The organism is Colwellia sp. BRX8-5, from assembly GCF_014077325.1.
Taxonomy (GTDB): domain Bacteria; phylum Pseudomonadota; class Gammaproteobacteria; order Enterobacterales; family Alteromonadaceae; genus Colwellia_A.
The window spans coordinates 1-26,254 of record NZ_JACGVR010000021.1 but is presented as its reverse complement, the minus strand read 5'-3'; the positions used below and the strand labels follow the sequence as shown (position 1 = coordinate 26,254).

Here is a 26,254-nt window from a genome sequence, read left to right as displayed (position 1 = left end):
TTTTATACCTTGCTCAAATTACTAATTATATTTCAATATATTAGCTTGCAAATAAACCCATTCGTTTATATGCTTTTATGAGGCAGGTTATTAAAAATAATTGGGTATTTAAATGAGTAAAGTTGTATTAATTGTCGACGATAGTATTGTTTCTCGAATGATGCTTAAAGAAATTGTTAAATCTTATATACCTGGAGTCGACATCATTGAAGCTGGAGGTGGAGAGCAGTGCTTGAGCCAATTAACGGCGGAAAGTAAAATTGATATTGCGATTTTTGACTATAATATGCCTGGTATGACAGGTATTGAATTAATCTTTGCATTAGATAAGCTAATTTCAATTCCTAAGCGCGCTTTGTTAACCGCAAATATCCAAGATGACATAAAACAACAGGCTGAGCAAGCAGGTGTTGTTTTTTTAATTAAACCGATTACCGAAGAACTCATTAGCCATTTTTTAAATAGTTAGGGAAGCATATGAAGGATAATTTATCTCCACTTGAAATTGATGCCCTCACCGAAATATTTAACATCGGTATTGGTAGAGCGGCCAACTCCCTGAATAAAATGGTATCTCAACCGGTTGATTTAACTATCCCAAAAGTCGAAATCGTCTCTAACAAAATAGCCAAATCTAAATTGAATTTTGCTAGTGATACAGAAATCAGTGCTGTAATTCAACGATTTGAAGGTGACTTTAAAGGCCAAGCATTACTTATGTTTAGCAAAGAAAGTGGTTTGCAATTAGTTAGTACTTTACTTGGTAATAAGTTTCCACCCGAGGCTTTGTCTGATCTTGAGCAAGATTCTTTAGTAGAAATAGGCAATGTTATTTTAAATGCTTGTTTTGGAACGGTTATTAACTTTCTTAAATCCTCAATAAAAATTGAAATGCCAGAGTTTATACAAGGGGATATTAATAAAGTTTATGTGTATAGCAGCGAAAATGATTGGTCATTATATATAAAAGTTAAGTTCTCTTTACCCGATGATAATATTGAAGGTTTTATCTCTTTTATTATGGATATTACCTCATTAGAGATTTTTCAAGAATCTGTGAGAAAATTTGTTTTTGGCATTACTAACAAAATTGAAGCTTAGCTCTGCTATGAATAATTTAACAAAAGATATTTTATTTAGTTCTGTGAATGATCTTTCTCTTGGTATTATCATTATTGATGAAAACCATCAGGTAGTTTTTTATAATCAGTGGATAAAAGATCACTCTGTTATAGTCGATGATAAAGGTGTTGGTTGTAAACTTGGTGATATTCTAGAGGGGTTTAACTATTCCCGCTTAAGTGATGCATGCAATGAAGCATTAACGTTAGGATTGCCCACTAAACTCTCTAATACTTTTAATCCTAAACCTTTAGCGTTATTCCATAAAAGCCATGTTGGTGATAACGATTACCGTATACAGCAGCAAATATCGATTAAAAGCATCAATACTTCCCCGAATGAACGCTTATGTGAAATTCTGATCCAAGATGTGTCTAGTTCAGTTAAAAAAGAATTGATGCTGAAAAGTTTAGCCGATGAAAATAAGAAACAACAATTAAAAGCTGAATTAGCCAATCGGACTAAGTCACAGTTTTTGGCTAATATGAGTCATGAAATTAGAACGCCAATGAACGGTGTTTTAGGCATGCTAAATTTATTATCAACGACCAAGCAAAGTCAAGAACAAGCTCATTTTACTCGACTAGCACATTCAAGTGCCGATACCTTGCTTCATATCCTAAACGACATTCTAGATTTTTCAAAAATAGAAGCAGGTAAACTTGAAGTTGAATTGATTACTTTTGACCTTTTAAGAAATTTAGGCGATTTGGTTCAGTCTTTATCGATGAATAGCAAAGATAAAAAATTAGAAATTATTCTTGATGTCACCGATGTTGGTCATCAAATGGTCATCGGTGATCCTGGTAGATTAAGACAAATCATTACTAACTTAGTTGGCAATGCAATAAAGTTTACCCCCACGGGTGAAATTGTTATTAAAGCAAAGACAGTTTTAAATGACAATGGAGATATAAAACTACATATCAGTGTCATAGATACAGGAATAGGTATACCAGCGGATAAATGTTCAATACTTTTTGATGTGTTCACCCAAGTCGATGTATCGACAACACGAGAGTATGGTGGCACAGGTTTAGGCTTGTCTATTGTAAAGCAATTATGTGAATTAATGGGGGGAGGCATTACTGTTAGTAGTGTCTTGGGTCAAGGCAGCGAATTTAGTTTTAATATCCAATTAAAACCTAGCACAGAAGAAGTGCAAACTCAGTTAGGTACTCATTTAAATGGAATTAACATTTTAGTTACTGATGATAATCTTACTCATCTTGCCGTGCTTAGCAAACAACTCGGTCTTTTGGGGGCTGAAGTTATTCAAGCTGACAGTGGTAGTAAGGCATTGGCTATATTGAAGCAATACGATAGCCATTATTTTGCTATGGCTATTATTGATATGCAAATGCCGAGCATGTCAGGTAGTGAGTTAAGCGCTGAGATTAGAAAAATTAAGTCACTTGATAAGCTTAAAATAGTGATGTTAACTTCAATGGATCAGATTGTTAAAGGTCCTTTGTCATCAACGTCAGGATTTTCAGATTATTTATTAAAACCTGTGGTCATTGATGAGTTACTTAATATCTTAGATGATACGCTTAACAAGACACAGATATTAAAAAATACGGCTGGCGTTTCAGCTAGCCTTGGAAGTAATATGTTAGAGAATAAAAGTCAGACCACTAAAGCAAAAATATTGTTAGTTGAAGACAACCGAATTAACCAACAAGTCGCTTTAGGTATATTAAGAAAGTTTGATTATTCTATTGATATTGCAGTCAATGGTGTAAATGCAATTGATATCTTAGAGAAGAAAGATCCAGAACATCCTTATGATCTTATTTTAATGGATTGCCAAATGCCAGAAATGGATGGCTATCAAGCCACTGAACATATAAGAAATAATATGGATAGTGTCTTGTTCTCGACTATCCCTATTATTGCAATGACGGCAAATACTATGAAGGGTGATAAAGAAAAATGCTTAGCATCGGGTATGAATGATTATATTTCTAAACCGATAAACCCTAAACTGTTGGAAGAGAAAATTAGTTACTGGTTGAACAAACTTAATTAATTTTAGTAACCAAGTAGTGATTTTCTTGCTAATAAAACAGAAAAATAAAAGCATGGCCACTTTTTCAATACATTAACTTTTTAAAGTATCGCTAAAATTAATTATCATCGCTCATTACTTATTTTATCTGAGCACTATCAAAAACAACATTAGCAGTAAAACTAAATGTTACTGTTAGTGCGATACAAGAGCTTCACCATGAAGTAAACCAATATATGCCGAGCAACATTGTCTAATAACGTTGCTAACGGTATATATATGATCATATTTGCATTATTGACGCTTGAATTCCTTCACATAATGCAGTGTTTTTTTTGATAAGCGGGCAACTTTAGTCTCTCTAGTCGAAACTGAAGGATAAGTTACTATGGTGATGTCATACAATCATTATTTACACTATTAGTGCTGTTATCGTCATCATTAAACTTCAGGTGACAATTTTACTTCTCGCCTATAACTCTGCACTAGACTATCGCATCAGCTTTAAAATATTGATAAAATACGTATAACTTAGGCGACTAATCCTCAACTTTAACTATTCAATAACGCCCTAGTGAAAGGAGTACATGTAAAGATGTTAGAAATAGCGGTTATATACTTAGTTGCAGCACTTGTTGCAGTGCCAGTGGCAAAGAGACTCGGCTTAGGTTCTGTTTTAGGTTATCTGTTAGCGGGAATTTTAATTAGCCCTAGCTTACTCGGCTTGGTTGGCGATCAAACCAGTGTTATGCATTTTGCAGAGTTTGGTGTTGTGATGATGCTATTTTTAGTTGGCCTAGAATTACAACCGGCCAGACTATGGAAATTGCGTCACTCTATTCTAGGCCTAGGCGGCTTACAAGTTATAGCAACAACCACGCTTATTTTTGCACTTTGTTTTTATCTATTCAGTTTGCCTTGGCAAACATCGTTAGCAATAGGGTTGATGTTGGCATTGTCTTCAACGGCGATTGTTTTGCAGACATTGACAGAGAAGGGTTGGATCAAGCAAGACGCGGGGCAAAATGCTTTTTCGGTACTCCTGTTCCAAGATATTGCGGTAATCCCTATTCTTGCGATATTACCACTCCTTGCCTTTCAAGACTTAAGTGCAGCAAAGTCTTCTGGCCATAGTTTGATTGCTCACTTACCCGTTTACGGTCAAGTGGGGATTTCTCTTGCAGTTATTGCAGCCATTATTTTAGCGGGCAAATACATCTCATCGCCATTATTTCGTTACATTGCTGAAACAAGGTTACGTGAAATTTTTACCATTGCGGCATTACTATTAGTTATTGCCATTGCACTGATTATGGAAAAAATAGGTTTGTCTCCTGCGTTAGGTACATTCTTAGCGGGTGTTGTACTAGCTGAAAGCGAGTTTAGGCATGAATTAGAGGCTGATATTGAACCCTTTAAAGGATTATTGCTTGGTTTATTCTTTATAACCGTAGGTGCTTCGATAGACTTTCCTCTTCTTTTTGATAAAATTACCTTTGTTACGCTAACGGTATTAGCCCTTATAACGATTAAAGCACTGGTTCTTTTTGTGTTGGCACATTTTTTTAAGATGAAAGGCAGCCAAAAGATACTGTTCACTTTAGCTTTAGCTCAAGGTGGTGAATTTGCTTTTGTTTTACTTTCATTAACAAGTAATCTACTTATTACCACACCAGAGCAGACTAAATTAATTACACTTATCGTTGCTATATCAATGCTTTGTGCACCATTGTTATTAATTTTATATGAGAAGGTGTTGGTGAGAAAAACTTCTTCCACACCTGAATTTGATGCTATAAAAGACCTCGAACCCACAAAAAATGTCATTATTGCTGGTTATGGACGTTTTGGCCAAATTATAGGACGTTTATTAACGGCTCAAGGCTACCATTTGTCGATTCTTGATCACAGTGCCAGCCAAATAGACTTACTCAGACGTTTTGGTAATAAAGTTTTTTATGGTGATGCCGCTCGACAAGATTTATTAGCAGCGGCAGGGGCCCAAGATGCAAAAATGCTGGTTATTGCTGTAGACGAGCCCGATAAAACATTAGATATTATTAAATTGGCTCGTAAGCACTATCCACATTTAAAAATTCTTGCACGCGCTATTGACCGACGACACGCTTATCAGATTATGCAGCTTGGGGTGACAAGTCTTAAACGAGAAACTTTTGACTCTGCTGTTAATTTTGGTATTGAAGCATTAGTGTTACTTGGCAACGATCCGGTTGAATCGGCTAGAGCAGGAGAACTTTTTGCTGAGCATGATACTGAGTCAATGACAATTTTGGCTGATAAATGGGGTGATGATAAAAGTTATGGGGTAGCGGTTAAACAACGTAGTGAAGATTTACAACAAGTATTACAAAACGATAAAATTGAGCAAAATAAACTAAAAACTCGTCAAAAAAACAACCAATAAAAGTGCTAATAACTCGATGTTATTAGCACGTTATTAACGTATTTAGCATTTATTTGGGGAATGGTCAGTAGAATAATTAACTTAGCTATTCCCCCAGCGCTACTTATGCATTTTTCTGCCATGCAAATTCTTTGAATGGTGCGTCTGTTGGCGTACTCGCAATGTGATTGGTATAGTTACTGATCACTTTTTGAGACAGGCCTAATATTATTTCTAATATTTGCTGTTCGCCATACCCAGCTTCTTTAAAACTGGCTAATTCTGTATCACTAACGTGTCCGCGATTACGAACAATAATCAAGGTCATATCTTGAAGTGCTTGTAACTTCGCGTTTGGCATTGGTGATTGATTACGCAAAGCCTCAGTAATTGCAGCATCAACTTTCATTGAATGAGCAATAGCCGTGTGTGCTGGTACACAGTAATTACAGCCGTGCTCAACATTTATTGTTTGCCAAACAACAGTTAATTCTTCTGCATCAAATGAGGTATTTGTAAATAGCTCATGAAGTTTTTGATATGCTTCAAGAAGTTGTGGTGAGCTAGCGAGTACACCATGTAAATTTGGTAACATGCCAAAAGCTTTAACTGAGCCTTCTAAAAGTGTCTTACTTGCTTGTGGAGCAGATTCAATCGTATGTATTGTTAAAGTTGTCATTTTACTTTCCTTATCATTAATTTAATTTAATTGATCAGATTAAAAATTCACGGTGAATAAGTACTTCACGTCTATGGTGCTTATTTAAAAAATGTACCGATCGGTATGTCTTGATTTTCGTATTGTACCGATCGGTACATTGAAGTCAATCGTAATTAATGAAATAAATTTTATCTATTTAAAGTTCTAGAGGTTTAGGCCATGTTAAAGAGTAAGCAACGTGTTTATCTATGCTGATTAACGAAAGGGTAATTAAAAGTGAACTGAAAGTCTTGTCGTGCCTTATTGGGGGAAGGTAAAACTTTAAATGCCCAGATAAATAATGGTAAATAACGCATTATTGTTGGTTGTGTATAGCCTTGACATTTCGTTTTTAAAAAGAGTGATCTCTTTAGTTAACGCCGATACCTTTAAGCATACTATCTACAGTATATTCTAGTTGTGATTTAGCTACGCCAGAACGAGCCATAGAGGCAGTGCCTTTTAAAAGCGTATATACGCTTAAACTGTTTGCGTCGGCATTTTTATTTAGCCCTAAAGCGATAGCCTCTAAGTCTTGATTAAAAAAATCGACATATAATTGTTTAGGAATCACTTCAGCATCTTTGAGTATCAATTTTGCTTGCTCAGGAATATCACCACTGACCAGTTCTGATTGACATAAAACTAAGTAGCATCCTTTTGCTTGCTCATCGCTGCACTGCATAGTTACAATTGACATCATATGATTTTTCAAACGATTTTTTAGGGGAATATCAGGTGCAAATAATAACGCCATATGAGGTTTCATTTTAGTATCAATATAGCACTGTGTGGCTTTAACAAATAAGGCTTCTTTGTTACCAAAAGCACTGTACATACTTGGCTTGTTAATCCCCATCTCTTTTGTTAAATCGGTGAGTGATGCGCCAACATAACCTTTTTGCCAAAAAACATTCATCGCAGCATTTAATGCGGTAGTCTCATCGAAGGATCTTCTTTTACCTTTTATCACAATATTAGCCTGTAAATTTAACTCAACTCATTGTACCTAACGGTACAGGCGCATTCAAGTAGCAAAAAATGGATAAGGTTATGGAAAAATTTACAGCAAAAGTGATTAATTTTACGATCGGGTATACTAATTTAAATGTAAAAAGGCTACCTAGGTAACCTTTTTAAAATATTACGCTAACTTTACTTAGTTATTTGAATACGCTCAATTAAGCTTTCATGTTTTGTATCTTTATTCATTGAAAAATCTAATTGAACTAACGCATTTTTTAACGTGTGGTCACTGACAGAGTATTTCCATTGCTTTAATGCCGTTAAGGCTGCTTGGTCAAATACACCGGCAGGCTTTGAATTTACGACCGCTACATTTTCAACCGCACCATTTGTCATTATATCAAACGTTAGTACTACTGAACCTTCTATATTGTCTTTTGCTGCTTGTTCAGGATAGCTAGGATTAACACGCTGAATAGGCTTAAGCTCAACTGACTTTGAGACTTTATCTCCAAGACTTTCCTGTTGGTTTCCTGCGTAACTTAATCCTGAGAGCAGAGTAACGGTGGTAAATATTACGGTAGCCAGTATTAATTTAGAGCTTTTTGGACGAGTTTTTAAATTGTTAATTCGTTCTAACATCATTTTTTTATCTCCATATTTCTTAAATGATAGTTGAGCAAATGCTAATGAAGGTGTCGACTGAGCCGCCACTAACAGCGCTTTACTATAGTTAATCCTGCTCTCTTTTGGTTTGCGCGCCAGAACGAGTTGATCACAGGAGAGTTCTTGATCTTGACGAAACCTAAAATAGCCGAGCCAAGCAAGAGGGTGAAACCAAAACAACGTTAAGCAAGTCAGCGCAATTAGGTTCCAATAAATGTCATTTCGATCAAAATGACAAATTTCATGTTCAAGAATTAGTTTTTGTTGCTCGGTACTGTAAAGCTCAAAAAAATCTTCTGGAATAATAAGTTTTTGCTGTACCAAACCCACCAACATCGGGCTATAAGTACCTGTACTTTGGTAGAGCAATATATTTGGGGGTAACACTAATGGCACCATAGACTTATTAATAGCGGTGAGCTGAAGGTGCTTGTTAAATATATGATAAGTTAACAAGCCATAAGTTATCATGGCAGCCACAATAATTAGCCAAATATAGAGAGCCCAAGACATAGAGAGGCTTTGTTTAAGTTCATCAGTTGGAGTTATCAAGTAACGTTTTATTTCAATTATTTTTGATAGGCTACTCTGCTGCCAAGGGAGTGGTAAACAATATATCACCAGCCCTAAGGGCACTATTAACCATAGTAAATAGGTATTACTAGCGCCTAAATAATGTATTAGCCATTTATGACCAACTAACAATATAGTTAGCAACAATGTTAAGGGCAGTAATAAAGTAAAAAGGTTATCAATCATTGTCTTGCTCCCATTTTGTAATGAGAAGTTTTAATTCATCAATATCTTCTTTCTTCAAATTGTTTTTTTTAGCAAAACCAGCAACTAATGGCGATACTCTTCCTCTGAATAACCGTTCGATAAAACTTTGGCTTTGAACTTCCGTATAAGCATCTCGTTCAAGTAACGGAAAATAAAGATAATGGCGTTCTTGCTTTTCAAAACCTATCGCTTCTTTTTTTACCAGACGATTTATCAGGGTTTTTACTGTTTTATCGTGCCATGGCTTATGTTTATTAAGTTGTTCAATAATGCTATTTGCTGTAGCAGGGTGTTGAGCCCACAAAGCTTCTAAAACTTCAAATTCTGTATTAGTAATTTCAGACATATTTTAATATTACAGTTGTAATCGATGCGTTGATATTACACTTGTAATCACAGCTGTCAAGTATCGAGGTGTTAAAGGTATTTATATATTTACTGGTAACCTGGTTTACATGTTTTAGTAGAGAGTAAAATCCCCTAGATATTTGCTGTATTTTACAGTCACTTTTTCTCGACTGAGATAGATAAATACCTAGAAGTTAAGCAAAGTTGGACGATATCAGCCATGGTAAGTCAATTTATAACACAGAATAAAAATAACTAAAGTGTTGTTGTTTTTAGGCGCTTATTTAACTTAAAGTACTGATTGGTATAAGGTTTGTATAAATAGAACATTGGTACTTATTCTTTGTAGCTAGGGTTGGTTTAAAAAAAGGGTCATGCTAGGTTGTTATATTTATCTGTATAATTTGATAATACCAATGAGTTTTCAGTTGTAACTAGTTATCTAGTAAAAATATTATTACATAATAAAGCTTAGTGAATTTCCTAATGCCAACAATGTCAGAGTTGTTGACGTTAAAATAATAACGTCTAGTTTTCGCTTAGTAGACAAAATTATCATTAATTCTTATATTGCTAACGTCAACAATTTTCATTCTAGGCCAATTACTTTTACTGATATTAGAGGTTTTGAGTTATAGCGTAATTGTTACTGCCGATTTATAAAACCTTACGAGGGTTTTTTATCAATAGAAGTGGTTAACTCGCTGTCTTCAATATCATCTGATTCTTGCAATATTTCAAGCATATCCGATGCAACCTCGGGGAAAGAATCGACAAAGGTACCGGCAATTTCTACTGCATGTTCAGGAATACTTTCAACCATATGGTTAACATAGTTATTGGCAGCATTTTCAATGTTTTCTGAGGTCTGTGCTGAGCCAGCTTGTTCACTGTCGATTAAATTTTGGACATAGGCTTCAGCAACATCACTTGATGATTCAGGTAGCGAATCTGATACCGTAAAGGCAAGCTCTGCTGATTGATCAGGAGCAACATCCGTTAATCGATTATAAAGCTCAGTTGCTGTATTTTCTGAGACCGCGGCGATTCTATCTATCGGTCGCATTGCATCTAAAGAATCTGATAAATTTGTCATGTATTCTTTGGTCATTTCTAGAAGTTCACTGGGGTAGTCTTCTGCCATGTTTTCAGCGGCGAGTTCCATGACATTAATACCGTCGTCAGGCATTGTATTCGCAATAGCAACAATGATATTAGTGAATTGGTCAGGGTACTCAGAGGTTATCCAATCAACTAATTGATTGGCTTTCTCAGGGCAAGCATTTGTTAATGCTTGAGCAATATGAATACTCATTTGTGGTGCTGCCGAGGTTATTGCCGCATAAAGTTTACTAATGTCTATCGCGTCTATGGTACTTAATGCTGCGGCTAAATTTGAGGCGTTTTTGGGGTCTCGAAGCACTAGCGCTTTAACCATGTTAACAGCCGCTGATGGGTTTTTACTTGCAAGGCTAATGGCAACTTCTACTTCTGGCGTTGTTTCAAATTGTGCCTCTGCATATTGTGTACGAGGATCGAGTTCCGATACTACACCGCTGGGTGTTTGCATAACAAAGCTTTCTTGTTCATCAAGCGGTAACGCTTTTCTTAGTTTCATTCGAATACTGATAAACAGTAACAGTGTTATCGCAACGATATTCATAAAACTAAATAAGGCACTGCTACCGAAAGTATCCATTACCATAGAAGCTAGGTAGGGGCCTAAAATGCTGCCCAATGCATAGATTAATAATAACGAACTCATTGCAGATAAAATTTGTTCTTTTAATACTTTATCAAAAGTCTCTGACATACTCATTGGATAAAGGCAGGCAACTAATCCCGTAATCAGCGCTACGGCTAACAAGGTGAGTTTGAACATATCTGAGGAAATAAGAAAAGGCACTAATAAACATAATACAATGAGTGTTGCGACCATACAGAGCATAACTTTTCGACGGTCAAAGTGATCTGATAAGTAGGCGATAGGGAACTGTAAAATGATCGCCCCAGAAATGGCTGTGCCCATAAAGATGGATAAATCTAAGCCGGCAATACCGTTGTTACTGGCAAAAATAGGCAGCATATTAATCAAAGCCGCATAGAGGACTCCACAGTAAAAACAACTAACCACACCTAAAGGAGATAACTTAAAAACAGTCATTAAAGACATTGATTGACTGTCTTCAATTTGTGGACCTTGTTGCTTACTAATAACGATAGGTGTGATAGACAAGCTAAATAAAATGCCGCAGATAACAAATAAAGTAATGTCATCAATAGGAGCGACATTTAATAAAAACTGACCAGAAAATAGTGCCGTCATTATCATCATCTGATTAATTGATAGTATGCGTCCTCTATTTTTTTCTGTGGCGCTGTGGCTTAACCAACTATCAAGTGTGGCATTGGTACAAACAATACAAAAGCCAGTGACAATTCTCATACACGCAAGCATTAATGGTTCTGGATACAGGCCTGAAAGTAAAATAGCGACGGAAGTTAAGCTACCACACATCGCGAATATTCTTATGTGCCCAACACGTTGTAATAACATACGGCTATAATATGCACCCAACAAAAACCCCACAGACAACATCGATAACACTAAACCAATATTGTTCATGCTCATTCCATCGCTCTGCATGCGCACAGGCAATAAAATATTACTGAGTCCATAGCCTAGCATTAACAAGAAGCCACTTATTAATACTAAAATAAAGGGTTTGAGGGTCATTATCACAAGGAATACTCTTATCTATTAGCGGAACGCTTTAACGGTTTGAATGAACGTCATATTATTTAAAATTAAATAATATGACGTTCAACTATAAATTATTGATGTTACTTCAAAGCAACTCACAGACACTTAGTATACCAAGCGCATATTAGGGTTTACAGTGGAATAAGAAAAACAGATGACTAAAGTTAGTCTGTTCGTTCAAAATTCAATCGTTACCTTTTAAATCCCACTGTTATCTCAATATTTAACAGCACTAATGACTTATACACTTCGTTGTAGTAAATGTATCTCAAGGTTAACTTATTAGCCGTATTAATCGATTATTGTTAATATACGCAGTGAATTTCTAACAGAGTGGACTATTTAAGCCAAAAAGTTGATTAACACTTGAAAGCTAGATAAATATCTCAATATGAATGTAACGAGTGGTAATATTTAAGGGGCTAATAACAGCGCCTTTGCTAATTTAATAAAGAAACCCATGAATAAAATACGTGCAAGAATTAATCTAAAAGTTGGATTACACAGTGATATCGACGCAGAAATCGCGACCTTTACAATGTTTGATGAAAACCATGAGCACATAGCGTTAATTTTTCAACAGGCCGATAAAAATCAGCAAGCACCACTAGTTCGTATGCATTCGGAATGTTTAACGGGCGATGTATTCCACTCTTCACGTTGTGATTGCGGTGAGCAGTTAGATGAAACTATCAACTTGATGAAAGAGCAGGGCGGAATTATTCTTTATCTTCGCCAAGAAGGTCGTGGCATTGGTTTATACAATAAATTAGATGCCTACGTATTACAAAGCCAAGGCATGGATACCTATCAAGCTAATAAGCACTTAGGTTTTGCAGAAGATGCCCGTAGTTTTGAAGATGCAGTGACTATGCTGCAAGCCTTAGCCGTTACAGATTTACGTTTGATCACTAATAATCCTAAAAAGATAAATGCCTTAAAAGATTATTTTAATATTGTCGAACAAGTGAATACGAGTTTGCATTTAAAAGATGATAATAACAATTATTTACGCACTAAAAAAAATCACGGTAAGCATGATTTAAAAATTGATTAAATAGTTAATCTTTAATTCCAAACCTATAAAAGTCCAACGGTACTTATGTATCAGTTGGATTTTTCTCTAAAGCATTGTATTAAATGCTTAAGCAGTCGATGGACTAAATCACTTTTAAGTAGTGCATTTAGCTAAATTCGTTATTCACTAACTAACTCAGTAGTATTAATTGTTAAAAAGGGAACGTTTATTAGATGTATAACCCGATAGTGAATTAAAAAGAAATAGTTAAATTTTAAGGTATTGCTACATTAAGTATTTACTGGTTATGCTAGCTTAACAATGCCCAGTGTCCTTAATATAATTCTTATTCAATAGCGGTTATATATGTTAGAATTCGACGATATTATTATTTAAAATTATTAGGCGTATTTCATGTCTGAACACACTATTATCGACATTTGTGTTGAACCTATAGAACTATGTAAATTACTCAAAATTGCCAATATGGTTGGTGGCGGCGGCGAAGCTAAAACCATGATCAGTGAAGGTAATGTTTTAGTAAATAATGAAGTTTCAGTTCAAAAGCGTAAAAAAATTCGCCGCGGTGATATTATCGAATATAACGGTAAAATTATTGAGGTCGCTTATAATCCGACTAAGAAATCAGCAGAGTTTATCAATTCTGTCGTTTCAGTAAGTCAGAATTCAAAAAAGAAAAAAAGAGCAAGAAGTAAAGCACCGGTTATTGCATCTGAATCTGTTACAAAACCATCGAGCGAGCGCCCAAAAAGAAAGTCTACAGCACTTTAATTTTTTTAAATTTCCTCCAAATTGAAAATAAATCGCAAATTTTTCATTGGGGGAAATCCATTTACAGTTACTTCAAGAAATGCCATTAATATTTTAGGGGATAAAACCTGGTAAAGCTACGGTTCATGTGTCCCAAACGTTAGCCCAGCTTACAATGAGCAATTAAAAAATCAGTTTTAATGACTTCTTGGTAAGTAAACCGGAAGTAAACTTGCTAATGTTCTTAAGGTCGGGTTCAAGCTGATTACTGCAATTTAACTTAAAAACTCACATCAATTTACAACTGAAATTTTGCCTAACATTTTTGCATGGCGTTAGATCTACGGCGCTTTCGACCTATGCGAGATAGAGCTAAGAATGACTTTCACCATAAAAATGCGATATAGCTAAAAATAATTGATTAGTTATCTGATTATAGTCATTAACGGTTATAAAAGGTGCCCTTGAGTTTAACAACTCCCTCCATGCTCTATATGAAAAGGAATTAATACAGAATCAGTCGCTCTATTGATAAAAAGTTCTGCAGCTTTGACACCCTTTTTTTCACTATTTTGATGCACTGTTGTTAAGGGCGGAGTAGAACGAAGAGCTTCATCGATACCGTCAAAACCAACCACTCTTATATCTTCAGGAATATTAAGTCCCATAGCGTTAATTTCTTTGATGGCAGCTAAAGCAATAAGATCACTCATACAAAGTAAAACATTTGGGCGAGGCGTTGATGTTAACGCTTCTCTAGCAGCAATTAAGGCAGAATGATGCTTACTTTCAGGTATGTTCCACACTCTATCAGCTCTGAGATTAACATCTAACTCCTTGATTGCTCTTTGATAACCACTTAAGCGTTGATGAGCAATTGAACATTTAAAGTCTGAACTTGGTAAATCGTAAACACGACAAGTTACATTAGAATCGAGTAATCTCAAGCCAAGAATAGCGATGGCGTCATCTGTTGACTTTATTGCAAGTTTCGCTATTTCATAAGCGGCTTGTTCATTGTCAATACCTACAGATGCTTTACGATCTATATCAAAATCTGCGGTAACAACTTTTTTTGTTGTTGTTCTTAATTGGTCAATTAACTTTGTATTACGTGGACTACCGTAACAAATAAAGCCATCAACAAAATCAGATACCGCGTTGATATTCTCAGAAGTGCCAGAAAACAATAACAAATTGACTTTACTTTTTTCTAAAACCGATGAAACACCTTTTACAAAATTACTCGCCACCGGATCTGTTATCATGTATTCAACACTGTCAGGTAGCACTAAAGCGACGATATTAAAGCGACCATTTCTTAACGATTGAGCCGCTTTGTTAGGTCCTGAATAACCCATTTTTTCACATGACTCGAGAATATCATCTCTACGCTTTTTAGAGAGTTGATCGGGTCTGTTAAATGCATTAGAGACTGTTGCATTTGAAACACCGAGTTCTTTAGCAACACTTTTAAGCGTCCAAACTTTTTTATCTGTCATGATGACCTTTTTGATTACCTTAAAATTTCAGCAGTTTACAATGTTCGCCATAGTATACTTAGTTCTATTATAAACTGAATATTAATTCATGAGCTTTCAGCTTAAATTAAGCAACATATTTAAACTAATAATGCGTGTGGTATTGTTTTCTATGATCTCAATTTGTGCGTGTCTGTCAGCTAAATCGACGATTAGCGTTGTACTGTCATCATCTTTTTGCCACTTCATTTCTAATGTTGAAACATTACTACTAACGGTAAATTCACCATTAAAAGCTTCAGTGTTATTACGTAATTTAATGAGACTAATTATTGCTTTGGTATAAGGCTTATTTAATGCTTGTTCAATGCGCTCATTATTTAGATAAGGGCGATTTATGTCTCGGCCAACATTTGTTTTAGATAATAATGTAATATCATTACCTTCAGCCAGTAAACCAGCGTAATACACCTGTGGTATGCCTGGTGAGAAGAATTGAATCGCTCTGGCAACTAAATAATCAAAATCATTTTGCCTAAGTGCATCATAGTATGTACAATTTACTTGATATATATCTACATTACTTGCCGCAGCTCCCGTTGCCTTTTTACTTTCGCCAGCACTATTAAAATGAATTGTTTCAACCAGGTTATCGATTTCAACATCATCCAATAAACCAGCCTTACCATTCATTGGGCCAACATCAATAATACCAATGCCATCATGAGTATCCAACACAGTAATACAATTTCTTGGTGATATGTGTAGCCACTTAGCTAATGCGGTGAAGTTCTGACTAAAAATACTGTGTAAAACCAGAGGAGGTAATGCAAAATCATAAACTCGGTCAACGCGTTTAGCTATTTCTATTTGAGTTTGATAATAGGAATGGATCTCTACAAGGGTTTCAATCCCCAGTTTATTAGCGATACTACTTAGCTCATCAATAAATTCAAAAGTTTCGTCAAGCATGAAACAGCTTGTTCCCGCTTTTTTCAGTGCGTAACCTGCGGCATCTAAACGGATCATTTTAATATTATTTTCAGAAAATGTTGTTAAAATGCGTTTTAAATAGGCTTTCCCTATCTCAGATGTCACATCTATATCTATTTGATTGTCTGTAAAGGTAGTCCAAAAATCTGCGCTTTCATTATTAGGTAATGAAAAATGAGTAAAACAACTACCAGGTCTAGGACGATATATTTTTTCTTGTTGTGTAGTACTTAAACCGTTCGGGAAAACTTTATCTTTGGTTAAAAATAGTTCCCAAAAAGGAGATTTTTGACCATTTTTTAATACATCTTTAAATTCTTCAGATTGGGCTGACATATGATTTACGATAAGATCAGCCATCAACTCATGATTTTTACCCAGCTCTTTTATATCATCCCAATTGCCAAGCCTGCTATCGACTTGGGTATGATCTATAGGGTCGAAACCAGCATCACTACCATCTATTGGATAATAAAAAGGTAACAAATGAACACCGGAAAACAAATCTGAAAGTTGCTCATTTAACAAGTTGGTTAATGACTGGGTATCTGCTCCAGTGAGTCTATCAATGTAGGTGATTAGCTGAACATTATTTTTCATAAGTTTACCATTTAATTTTAAGTTGCATCTTAATCGATTAAGCTCTATCTTTATATACAATATAGTATTAATCAAGAATAATTTAATTTTTCTTTAAGATGCTAAGACAAAATAAGTAAATAGCGATAAATTTTTTTAGCTATCATTAACATAAAAAGTTTTATTAACTGGGGAAGAATAATGAACCAAACGAATAACTTAACACTAAGCCCACAACTATCTGAAGATGCGTCGGTAAATAGAATTAAACTTCTGACATATATGATGTTTTTTGTTTTTGCGATGACCTCGGATGCAGTAGGGGTTATCATTCCACAATTAATAGAAACCTATCAATTAAATCTAACACAAGCGAGTGCATTTCATTATGTGCCCATGATTTTCATTGCATTGAGTGGTTTGTTCTTAGGATACTTGGCCGATAAATGGGGGCGAAAAGCAACGATTGTTATTGGGTTGGCAATTTTCTCTATCGCATGCTTTTTATTTTCCTTGGGTAGTTCTTTCCTGTATTTTTTATCACTACTCGCTTTAATTGGCATCGCTATTGGTTTATTTAAAACAGGTGCGTTAGCGCTTATTGGTGACATCTCTTCGTCAAATAAAGATCATACGTCGACGATGAACAAGGTAGAAGGATTTTTTGGTATAGGTGCTATGGTGGGTCCTGCGATTGTAAGTTACTTACTTGTTGCTGGTATATCTTGGAAGTACTTATACATAAGTGCTGGTGTGTTATGCGCACTACTATGCTTGGCCGCAATGAAAACTAAATACCCGGTCAGCAAACCAAGTACGGAAGGGAAAATAAATTTAAAAAGCTCACTTAAAGTAATGAAAGACCCTTATGCGATGGGATTTTCATTGGCAATAGCGTTATATGTTGCCACAGAAGTTGCCATCTACGTTTGGATGCCAACACTCTTGGCTGATTATACAGGCTCTCTGGTTTGGCTGGCTACATACTCACTCACTATTTTCTTTGCTTTAAGAGCGGGAGGTCGATTTTTAGGAGTATGGATGCTAAAACATTTTAACTGGCAAACAGTGATGTGTTGGTTCTCGTTAGCCGTATTTTTGTGTTATTTAGGCACGGCAATAATGGGTGTTGAAGCAGCAGTTGTACTATTGCCACTTTCAGGTTTATTTATGTCGATGATATATCCGACCCTTAATTCTAAAGGGATCAGTTGTTTCCACCCATCAAAACATGGTGCTGTTGCTGGAGTTATTCTGTTTTTTACCGCTGTTTCTGCCGCAGTATCTCCACTTCTTATGGGCGTTATTAGTGATCTGTTTGGTCATGTATCTTATGGTTTTTACTTAGCAACATTCTTTTCAGCTATTCTAGCGTTAGCTGCTATTTATAACCTGATAGCTGATCCCACTCAGCATAATCCTCAAAACTAAATCTTATTATTTATCAGTAGATTAATAAAAAAACAAAATTGAATATAAAAAATAACTTGCAAAATGACTGCTTCTTACACAATAATCATCTTAATCGATTAAGTTGGTCGTTTTAGCAGAAAGATTTTAAAATATAAAACATACTATAAAGAAACTTGGGGAAGTAAATGAAACATACAACATATAAAAAATTAATATTAAGTACATTAGCCATGGCTATATGCTCGAGCTTAAGTGCAGCAGAAACAATCAAAACGAAAGTAGAAAATAAAAAAGGCATCGATTTTGAGCGAATCGTAGTAACAGGTGCCACGGGTAAAGGCACAACAGTGATGGCATCAAGCGTTTCAGTAAGTACTATCTCTGGTGATCAAATAGAAGTAGCAGCACCAAGAAGTAGTGCAGAGGCATTTAGAAATATCCCCGGGGTTCGTGCTGAAGCATCAGGTGGCGACGGTAACGCTAACCTTGCGGTTCGTGGTCTTCCTGTAGCAGCAGGTGGCGCTAAATTCATGCAAATTCAAGAAGATGGTTTACCTATTCTACAATTTGGTGATATCGCTTTTGGTAACACAGATATTTTCTTACGCATAGACTCTACAATGGCTTCTATTGATGCTATTCGTGGTGGCTCTGCATCTACACTTGCTACAAATGCTCCTGGCGGCATAATCAATATCGTTAGCAAAAATGGTAAAACTGAAGGAGGTAGCGTAGCTACAACCATCGGTTTAGATTACGACTCAACTCGCACAGATTTTGAATTTGGTGGCGACATTAACGACTCTACCTATTTCCATCTTGGGGGGTTCTACCGTCAAGGTGAGGGTGTACGTGATACTGGTTATACGGGTAATAAAGGTGGCCAAATTAAAGCTAATATAACTAAAGAGTTCGATGCTGGTTACGTTAGACTTTATTTCAAACACTTAGATGATACAACAACCGCTTATTTACCTATGCCTGTTTATGCTGATGGTTCTTCAGTTGAAGGGTTTGATGCTTCAACCGGAACTCCTCACACTCCATATCACACCTCTATGATCACAACGGATGGTGCTGGAAATGGACGTCTTGCTGATATGCGTAATGGAATGAGTCCGAAAGTTGATGCGCTTGGTTTTGAAGCCGTATTTGATTTAGGCAATGACTGGTCTGTTGAAAACAGAATGAGAATTTCTCGCACTAAAGGTAGCTTTACTGGTCCATTCCCTGAAAGTATTCAAGGAAGTCAAGGCTTAGCTGACAGTATAGCGGGTGATGGTGCAACATTAACTTACGCAAATGGTCCACAAGCAGGTAATGCTTATACTGCTGATAACCTTATGCGTATTCACTCATTTGATGTCGAAATGACTAACCTTGATTTTATGGTTAACGATTTTAAATTAACAAAAACAATGAATGATACGAGTTTTACATTTGGTTTATATAACTCATCTCAAACCATTCAACAATCGTGGTTATGGAATTCTTACTTATATGAAGTTAAAGGCCAAGATGCTGCGCTTGTTGATGTAAATGCCGCTGACGGTACTGAATTCTCTGACAATGGTGTTATTGGATACGGTGTTCCAGCTTGGGGTAACTGTTGTACGCGTAATTACGATCTACAATATGAAGTTTCTGCTCCATACGCAGCGTTTAGCACAAGTTTTGATAACATCAATATAGACGGTAGTGTTCGCTTTGACAGTGGAACAGCAACGGGGACTTTCGCAGGCGCTGCTCAATCGACAGTTGACATGAACGGTGACGGCAGTATTCATCAAATCGAAACGAGTGTTTCAAATGTAAACAACGCCGATGCTAACAATGTAAATTATGATTGGAGCTACGTGTCTTACTCTTTAGGCGCTAATATTCAAATTAATGACGACTTAGCTGCATTTGGTCGTATCAGCAAGGGGGCTACCGCTAACGCAGACCGCTTGGCTTTTGGTAAAATAGATACTGCTGGTGTTGCAAAAGATGAAGATATTTATGATGAAGTAGATCAATTGGAATTGGGTGTTAAATTCCGTCAAGATAACTTGTCTGTCTTTGCGACAGCGTTCTTTGCACAAACGCAAGAGCAAAATTTTGAAGCAACTAGTCAACGATTTTTTGACCGTGAATATGAATCAAAAGGTATCGAAATTGAATCAACTTACTATGTTGGTAATTTTGATGTACGTGCAAACTTAACGTGGACTGATTCTGAAATAACTAAAGATTTTGTTAACCCAAGCGTTGTTGGTAATACGCCAAGAAGACAAGCCGATGTTGTTTACTCTATAACAGGTCGTTATAACTTCAATGAAGGTTCTGCGGGTGTTAACCTTATTGGCACTTCAGATTCATTTGCTCAAGATAACTTTGACCAAACGGATCCTAACGCACTTATTTTAGACGGTTATGTTCAAGTAAATGCCTTTGCTCAATACCGTCTTTCTGACGCATTTAGTGTTTCCTTAAATATTAACAACGTTTTTGAAACTGTGGGGATCACCGAAGCAGAAGATGCTACAGCTGCTTCTGCCAAAACTATTATCCGTGCAAGATCAATACAAGGTCGTTCAACGACTCTTACGTTTAAATACGAATTTTAATCCTAAATTATAATATTAGAAGTATTAACTAGCCCATTTAATATGGGCTTTTTTTCAAGGTGAATCTATGTTTTCTTTAATCAGTTATGGCGAAGTGTTGGTCGATTTTCTGCCAACGTCAGTCAATGACCCCAGTTACATTCCGTTAGCTGGAGGTGCGCCTGCTAATGTCGCAGTAGCTTATGCTAAGTTAGGTGGAGCAGGATACTTTGCTGGAGGTGTTAGTGAAGACAACTTTGGTAAAATGCTCATGCAAGCATTAGAAAATGAAGGCGTTAATACCGATTTCGTTAAAAGAATAGCAGGCGCAAATACCGCTTTAGTATTAGTTAGCTTAGACTCTTGTGGTGAGAGAACATTTAATTTCTATCGTCATAATACTGCCGACATGCAATATGGCATCTCTCAAGTTGATAAAATTAACTGGCAAAACATGGGTTTTTTTCACTTTTGTTCAAACACCTTAACTAGCCAGCCAATGTATAGCGATACGCTTTATGCGATAAGAAATGCGAAAAGAAATAACGTATTAATTAGCTTTGATGTAAATTTACGCCAACAACTTTGGCAAGATTTATCCCTATTGATGTCACGCGTTGAAGCTTGTATCGAAGAAAGTGACATAGTCAAATTGAGTAAAGACGAAGCCGAATACTTAGCAAAAATAAAGCAGGTTGATGTCGATGTTTATGTACAATATTTACTATTACTTGGCGCTAAACTGATTGTCATCACCGATGGTGCAAACCCTGTTCAAGTAACTTGTGCTAGTTTTTCAATAATGCTTAAAGTACCTAAAGTATCTCCCGTTGATACTACTGGAGCCGGAGATAGCTTTATTTCAGGTTTTCTATTTTCACTCGCTAAATCTGTGGACGATGATGAAAGTATCGATACATTATTTGAAATCATTGAGCTACGTGAACACGTTTCTGCTGCGGTATTATTTGGCGCTAACTGTGGCGCTTTTACCTGTCAGAAAAAAGGGGCCTTCACGGCATTACCCCACTTAACTGATATCTAATACTCGACATAACTTACTTACCTAGGATCGACATGCAATCTAGAGAAAATCTTAATAGTTGGCAGCAATTAACCCAACATGCACAGCTAATGAAAAATCAACATATGAAGGACTTATTTGCAAAAGATAGTCAGCGATTTCGTAAGTTTTCAATAAAACTGCCTTCTATACTATTAGATTATTCTAAAAATGCGATCACAGAAGAAACTATTACGCTTTTAACCGATCTAGCTAAAGAGTGTGAAGTTGAAAAATGGCGTGAAAAAATGTTTAGTGGTGAACGTATTAACAAAACTGAAGATCGTGCTGTTTTGCATACAGCATTAAGGGATCGTTCTAAAAAACCACTTTGGGTAGATGGTAAAAATATTTCAGAAGATATTGAAAAAACACTAAAACAAGTTAAAAAGTTTAGTGATGATATTCGTCAAGGTATCTGGCGAGGATATTCGGGTGAGCGTATCACCGATATAGTAAATATTGGCGTTGGTGGTTCTAATTTGGGACCTCAAATGGTGACCGAGGCATTAAAAAGGTTTAGTGATAACTGCGTTAACGTCCATTATGTGTCGAATGTTGATGGCACCCAAATAGCCGAAGTCCTTCGACCATTAAACCCAGAAAAAGTGCTATTTATTGTATCCAGTAAAACATTTACCACGACAGAAACCATGTTAAACGCTAAAACAGCGATTAAATGGTTAACTGCGTCATCATTTGATCAATCAGCTATCGCAAAACACTTTATTGGCGTTACTGCTAATAAAGTAAACGCCATGAAGTATGGTATAGCAGAAGCAAACATCTTTGATATGTGGGATTGGGTTGGTGGACGATTTTCGTTATGGTCTGCTATCGGGCTTCCTATCGCTATTAATCTTGGTTTTGATTGTTTTAGGGAGTTACTTGATGGTGCTTATGAAATGGATTGCCACTTTTGTGATACACCGATAGAACATAATATTCCGGTGATATTAGCATTATTAAGTATATGGAATTGCACTTTTTTAGGTGCTCAATCTCAAGCCATTTTACCTTATGATCAATCCTTACATATGTTGTCGGCTTATCTGCAACAAGCAGAGATGGAAAGTAATGGTAAATCGGTGAACTGGGATGGTGAAACTATCAATTATCCAACCGTTCCATCAATTTGGGGGGAGTTGGGTATTAATGGTCAACATGCTTTTTATCAATATTTACATCAAAGTAATAACATTGTTCCCGCCGACTTTATTGGCTCGGTTGAAAGTGTTACTCCTATAGAAGGCCATCATGAAGCCCTCATGTCTAATTTTTTCGCGCAAACTCAAGCTTTAATGCAAGGTGTTAATGAACAACAAGTTAGGGACGATTTAACAGCAAAGGGACGAACACCTAGCTACATAGATAAAGTCGCTCCCCATAAAGTACATAAAGGTAACCGGCCAACCAATACTTTATTAATGAATAAGATTTCGCCATTTACGCTCGGTACTTTAATTGCAATTTACGAACATAAAATATTTGTTCAAGGCATTATTTTGCAAATATGCTCTTTTGACCAATGGGGAGTTGAACTGGGTAAAGGTTTAGCCAGTAGAATAGAAAGCGAGCTTCACAATAACTCGATCGATCTCGCTCACGATAGCTCTACCTGGAATCTTATGATGCATTATGAAGAGGTAAAAAATCGCACCAAATAGAAAAACATCTAGTATTACCAAAAACATATTTTACTTTAGATACAGAAGGTTATGAATAAATATCTTAACAACTCGATAAATATAGAAAGTAGTGCACAAATTATTTTAAACCGTGTCCAGGAACAATAAACGTTGAGTTAAGCGAATCGCTAAAAGACCTGAAACAAGCAGGTGCAACAGTATTATTGACACTGATGTTTGATGAAAAGATGACAGAAAATCACATAGAGTTAGTTCCTCAATTGTGCAAAAAACAAGAAATTACTGGGTTACAGTTACCTATAGTCGATGATGATGTGCCAAATAAAGCATTTGAAAATAAATGGAAGTAATATCAATCACTCATATTAGCTACCATTATCAATGGAGGCTGTGTAACAATTCACTGCAAAGGTGGTAAAGGGAGAAACGGATTAGTCGCGGCAATGATTTTAACTTGCTACGACTGGCCAATTTAAAAGGTTCGGCTTGAAACCTTAAAAGTCAAAGAACAATTAGCTTTCCAAAAAAAAGGGAGGTGGAGTTATTTCCAAAGGAGTATAATCAATAATCAATAGGTTAAACTACGCTCAAGTCGGCACACAGGACCTATCTCGGTTTGTGCCCTAAACCGCTTTAGAACGATTAAATTTTTAGTAAACAAAATCATGTAAATTGACTGTCTGCTTTCAGTAATTTTAATCAATATTTGTTTTTCTAATTCACGTTGAGAAATCATAACAACTTTATTAACTTTGAAAGGGCTAATTTATCGGAAGAATTGTCGCTTTAATTTAAAGCATCAATCACTGCAAGTCGCATTACTAACAATAGTAATTCGTTAATCCTAGCGTCGGCCTCAAAATCATAGCTGCTAGTCAAGAATCATTCTGTAATGCTAATTTTTTCCACAAAATCAGACTTAAATTATCACTAAAATCAATTCGAATTTAGATTAACTTTAGATACTAAAATGGACATTCAAAATCTTTGATTTTAGAGTTTTCTTTGTGATTTTCGACAATAAAGTTTACACCAATAACAGAAGTTATTTAACAAAACGGACATTGTGATATTTTAAGCTGATTTACACTTTTGGTTACCCCCCAAGATATTGTTGAAAACCATTTAGAAACTTTAAAGTTTTGTTTGATTATATCTTCAAGATATTGTGATATTGAGTGCTATGAGCAGTTAAACAATACAATAGTTAGCTAAACAATGAAGGAGACAATTAACCGATTTAGATTACTATTCTTACATTGAGCGCATAAGTCATTTAATGTTAATCTAAGTTTCAAGCTTATCAATAAGTAGTGTTTAATGTTTGCACGTTTTATTCGCCCCAATAATCTATCAAAAAAAATGATGCGGGTTATCTTTACTATTTATTTGAGCGTAACTTGTCTTATCACAAGTATGCAGTTCTTGGCCGAATATTTGAAAACGAAGGATTCAATATTAACTGAATTGAAACAGTTGGAAGAAACAGTCCACAAACCTATCTCAACAAGTTTGTGGCAATACAATCATAATCAATTAGATGCTCTCATCGCAGGACTTGTCAAAATGCCAATTATCGAGGGTGTTGATATTCTTGATAAGAATGCCAAAAGTATTATCTCTAAAAGAGCTTACGCTTTGACATCGCCCCCCTTATCCATTTTTGATACCACATCAGACTTAAATTGGACGCTTAATGAACAAAATATAATGCTTGGAACGGTTATCCTTTATTCATCGTCAGAAGTTATTTTAGATCGTGTTTTGTTCGGCTTTTCCTTAATTGCAATTACGGAAATCATCAAGTTATCTATTTTGTTTTGGCTGTTTATCTGGGCGTTCGATCGCTACTTAGCAAGTCCCTTGAAACAATTAATGTCGCAAGTGAATGAGGTTCAATTGAGCCAAAACATAAATAAACGTATTAACCTGTCGAACATTGAAAATAACGAACTCAGTCAACTTCAAGAACATATAAACAATATGCTCTCTGCCATAGAGAAAGATCGAAAACTATTATTAGAAGACGAACAAGCCAAGCGAAATTGGTTAGAAAAAGCTGTTACAAAGCGAACAGAAGCCCTACAAATATTGAATGAAAAACTCAAAGCTCTAGCCACCAGGGATTCTTTGACTGACACATTAAATAGGGGGAGTTTCTTTGAAGCTGCGCAACATTTGCTCGATCTTTCTCATCGCCAAAAGTCGCCTGCATCTTTTTTATTTATGGATTTAGATCACTTTAAAATAGTCAATGATACTTATGGGCATTACATTGGTGACAAAGTACTCATTCATTTCACTACTACACTTCAAAAGTTTTTAAGAAAGTCTGACCTTATTGGGAGAGTTGGCGGAGAAGAATTTGCCATATTTCTCTCTGATACCGGAATTGATGACGCCTTTCTCATTGCTGATAAAATAAGGAAGGAAATTGGCAGTTCTATTTTACACATAGAGGGTAAAAAAATTACTTATACTGTGAGTCTTGGCATTGTGTCAACAGAGCCAAAAGACCATTTAATTCAAGATTTATTTAAACGCGCTGATTTAAAACTTTATGGCGCAAAAGATAAAGGCCGCGACCGTGTTGAAAAATGAAAAAATTCACAAGCTATTGTTACTTGTAACCTTATTCATAGGAAACAGTATAGTTAATATAAGTCATGCTGCGACATTAAAAGTTTGCTATGACCAATGGCCTCCGATGACAATATTTCCATCAGAAGCATCTTCTGCGCGTGGCTTTGTTATAGATATATTGCACGAAATATACACATCAAAAGGTTATAAAATTGAATATTATGAAGTCCCTATTAGGCGACAATTAGCTTGGCCGGGTCGCGACAATTAGGTTGACCGGTTTTGGTACACTTTAGATATATCAAATTCAATAGAGAAAGATATGTCTGGAAAACCCATAACCAAGCAACAGGTT

At 35.8% G+C, this 26,254-nt stretch carries 20 protein-coding genes; 13 read left to right on the top strand and 7 right to left on the bottom strand.

Features of this window, described 5'->3' with window-relative positions:
* Positions 1 to 112 precede the first annotated feature (112 nt).
* The 4 genes from H4J62_RS13690 to H4J62_RS13675 all read left to right on the top strand — a co-directional run bounded on the left by H4J62_RS13690 (position 113) and on the right by H4J62_RS13675 (position 5,558).
* Complete coding sequence (locus H4J62_RS13690; RefSeq protein ID WP_182216250.1) at positions 113 to 469, top strand: response regulator; 357 nt, start codon at positions 113 to 115, stop codon at positions 467 to 469.
* 8 nt (positions 470 to 477) lie between these two features.
* The gene (locus tag H4J62_RS13685; protein WP_182216252.1) at positions 478 to 1,101 is read left to right on the top strand and encodes a chemotaxis protein CheX; all 624 of its coding nucleotides are present in this window, start codon (positions 478 to 480) and stop codon (positions 1,099 to 1,101) included.
* 7 nt (positions 1,102 to 1,108) lie between these two features.
* Entirely contained in the window at positions 1,109 to 3,154 is a 2,046-nt protein-coding gene (locus H4J62_RS13680; protein WP_182216254.1) for a response regulator, read from the top strand.
* 574 nt (positions 3,155 to 3,728) lie between these two features.
* Positions 3,729 to 5,558 carry a monovalent cation:proton antiporter-2 (CPA2) family protein gene (locus H4J62_RS13675; protein ID WP_182216256.1) on the top strand — a complete coding sequence of 610 codons (1,830 nt, stop codon included), beginning with the start codon at positions 3,729 to 3,731 and terminating at the stop codon, positions 5,556 to 5,558.
* 103 nt (positions 5,559 to 5,661) lie between these two features.
* Here H4J62_RS13675 and H4J62_RS13670 read toward each other — a convergent pair whose 3' ends face one another.
* From H4J62_RS13670 to H4J62_RS13650, 5 genes are all read right to left on the bottom strand, one after another.
* Complete coding sequence (locus H4J62_RS13670) at positions 5,662 to 6,216, bottom strand: carboxymuconolactone decarboxylase family protein (protein ID WP_182216257.1); 555 nt, start codon at positions 6,214 to 6,216, stop codon at positions 5,662 to 5,664.
* 391 nt (positions 6,217 to 6,607) lie between these two features.
* On the bottom strand, positions 6,608 to 7,210 hold the full coding sequence (locus tag H4J62_RS13665) for a TetR/AcrR family transcriptional regulator (RefSeq protein WP_182216259.1): 603 nt from the start codon (positions 7,208 to 7,210) through the stop codon (positions 6,608 to 6,610).
* A 182-nt stretch (positions 7,211 to 7,392) separates the two neighbouring features.
* On the bottom strand, positions 7,393 to 8,628 hold the full coding sequence (locus H4J62_RS13660) for a M56 family metallopeptidase (RefSeq protein WP_182216261.1): 1,236 nt from the start codon (positions 8,626 to 8,628) through the stop codon (positions 7,393 to 7,395).
* Positions 8,621 to 8,995, bottom strand: a complete 375-nt coding sequence (locus H4J62_RS13655) for a BlaI/MecI/CopY family transcriptional regulator (protein ID WP_182175629.1) — start codon at positions 8,993 to 8,995, stop codon at positions 8,621 to 8,623. The genes H4J62_RS13660 and H4J62_RS13655 overlap by 8 nt, the downstream gene beginning before the upstream one ends.
* Before the next feature lie 669 nt (positions 8,996 to 9,664).
* Positions 9,665 to 11,734 carry an MFS transporter gene (locus H4J62_RS13650; protein WP_220466048.1) on the bottom strand — a complete coding sequence of 690 codons (2,070 nt, stop codon included), beginning with the start codon at positions 11,732 to 11,734 and terminating at the stop codon, positions 9,665 to 9,667.
* Between the two features lie 487 nt (positions 11,735 to 12,221).
* On the opposite strand from H4J62_RS13650, the gene ribA reads away from it, so the two are divergent.
* Together ribA and H4J62_RS13640 are read left to right on the top strand one after the other, a co-directional pair.
* Positions 12,222 to 12,818, top strand: coding sequence for a GTP cyclohydrolase II RibA (gene ribA, locus H4J62_RS13645; protein WP_182216265.1), 597 nt, complete (start codon positions 12,222 to 12,224; stop codon positions 12,816 to 12,818).
* A gap of 375 nt (positions 12,819 to 13,193) precedes the next feature.
* Positions 13,194 to 13,571 carry an RNA-binding S4 domain-containing protein gene (locus tag H4J62_RS13640; protein WP_070373769.1) on the top strand — a complete coding sequence of 126 codons (378 nt, stop codon included), beginning with the start codon at positions 13,194 to 13,196 and terminating at the stop codon, positions 13,569 to 13,571.
* Positions 13,572 to 14,020: 449 nt separating this feature from the next.
* Here the strand turns inward: H4J62_RS13640 and H4J62_RS13635 are convergent, their stop codons facing one another.
* Positions 14,021 to 15,052, bottom strand: coding sequence for a LacI family DNA-binding transcriptional regulator (locus H4J62_RS13635; RefSeq protein WP_070373768.1), 1,032 nt, complete (start codon positions 15,050 to 15,052; stop codon positions 14,021 to 14,023).
* Positions 15,053 to 15,148: 96 nt separating this feature from the next.
* Positions 15,149 to 16,624, bottom strand: a complete 1,476-nt coding sequence (gene gtfA / locus H4J62_RS13630; RefSeq protein ID WP_182216266.1) for a sucrose phosphorylase — start codon at positions 16,622 to 16,624, stop codon at positions 15,149 to 15,151.
* 180 nt (positions 16,625 to 16,804) lie between these two features.
* On the opposite strand from gtfA, the gene H4J62_RS13625 reads away from it, so the two are divergent.
* The 7 genes from H4J62_RS13625 (at position 16,805) to H4J62_RS20490 (ending at position 26,170) form a co-directional block, all read left to right on the top strand.
* Entirely contained in the window at positions 16,805 to 18,034 is a 1,230-nt protein-coding gene (locus H4J62_RS13625; RefSeq protein WP_182216268.1) for a sugar MFS transporter, read from the top strand.
* Between the two features lie 167 nt (positions 18,035 to 18,201).
* Positions 18,202 to 20,625 carry a TonB-dependent receptor domain-containing protein gene (locus tag H4J62_RS13620; RefSeq protein WP_182216270.1) on the top strand — a complete coding sequence of 808 codons (2,424 nt, stop codon included), beginning with the start codon at positions 18,202 to 18,204 and terminating at the stop codon, positions 20,623 to 20,625.
* 67 nt (positions 20,626 to 20,692) lie between these two features.
* A complete protein-coding gene (locus tag H4J62_RS13615; protein ID WP_182216272.1) occupies positions 20,693 to 21,649 on the top strand; it encodes a carbohydrate kinase in 957 nt (318 codons plus the stop codon).
* 32 nt (positions 21,650 to 21,681) lie between these two features.
* On the top strand, positions 21,682 to 23,334 hold the full coding sequence (pgi, locus tag H4J62_RS13610) for a glucose-6-phosphate isomerase (RefSeq protein WP_182216274.1): 1,653 nt from the start codon (positions 21,682 to 21,684) through the stop codon (positions 23,332 to 23,334).
* Positions 23,335 to 23,678: 344 nt separating this feature from the next.
* A complete protein-coding gene (locus H4J62_RS20775; RefSeq protein WP_404842412.1) occupies positions 23,679 to 23,792 on the top strand; it encodes a tyrosine-protein phosphatase in 114 nt (37 codons plus the stop codon).
* Positions 23,793 to 24,636: 844 nt separating this feature from the next.
* The gene (locus H4J62_RS13605) at positions 24,637 to 25,917 is read left to right on the top strand and encodes a sensor domain-containing diguanylate cyclase (protein ID WP_182216276.1); all 1,281 of its coding nucleotides are present in this window, start codon (positions 24,637 to 24,639) and stop codon (positions 25,915 to 25,917) included.
* A gap of 106 nt (positions 25,918 to 26,023) precedes the next feature.
* On the top strand, positions 26,024 to 26,170 hold the full coding sequence (locus H4J62_RS20490) for a hypothetical protein (protein WP_259364983.1): 147 nt from the start codon (positions 26,024 to 26,026) through the stop codon (positions 26,168 to 26,170).
* Positions 26,171 to 26,254 lie beyond the last annotated feature (84 nt).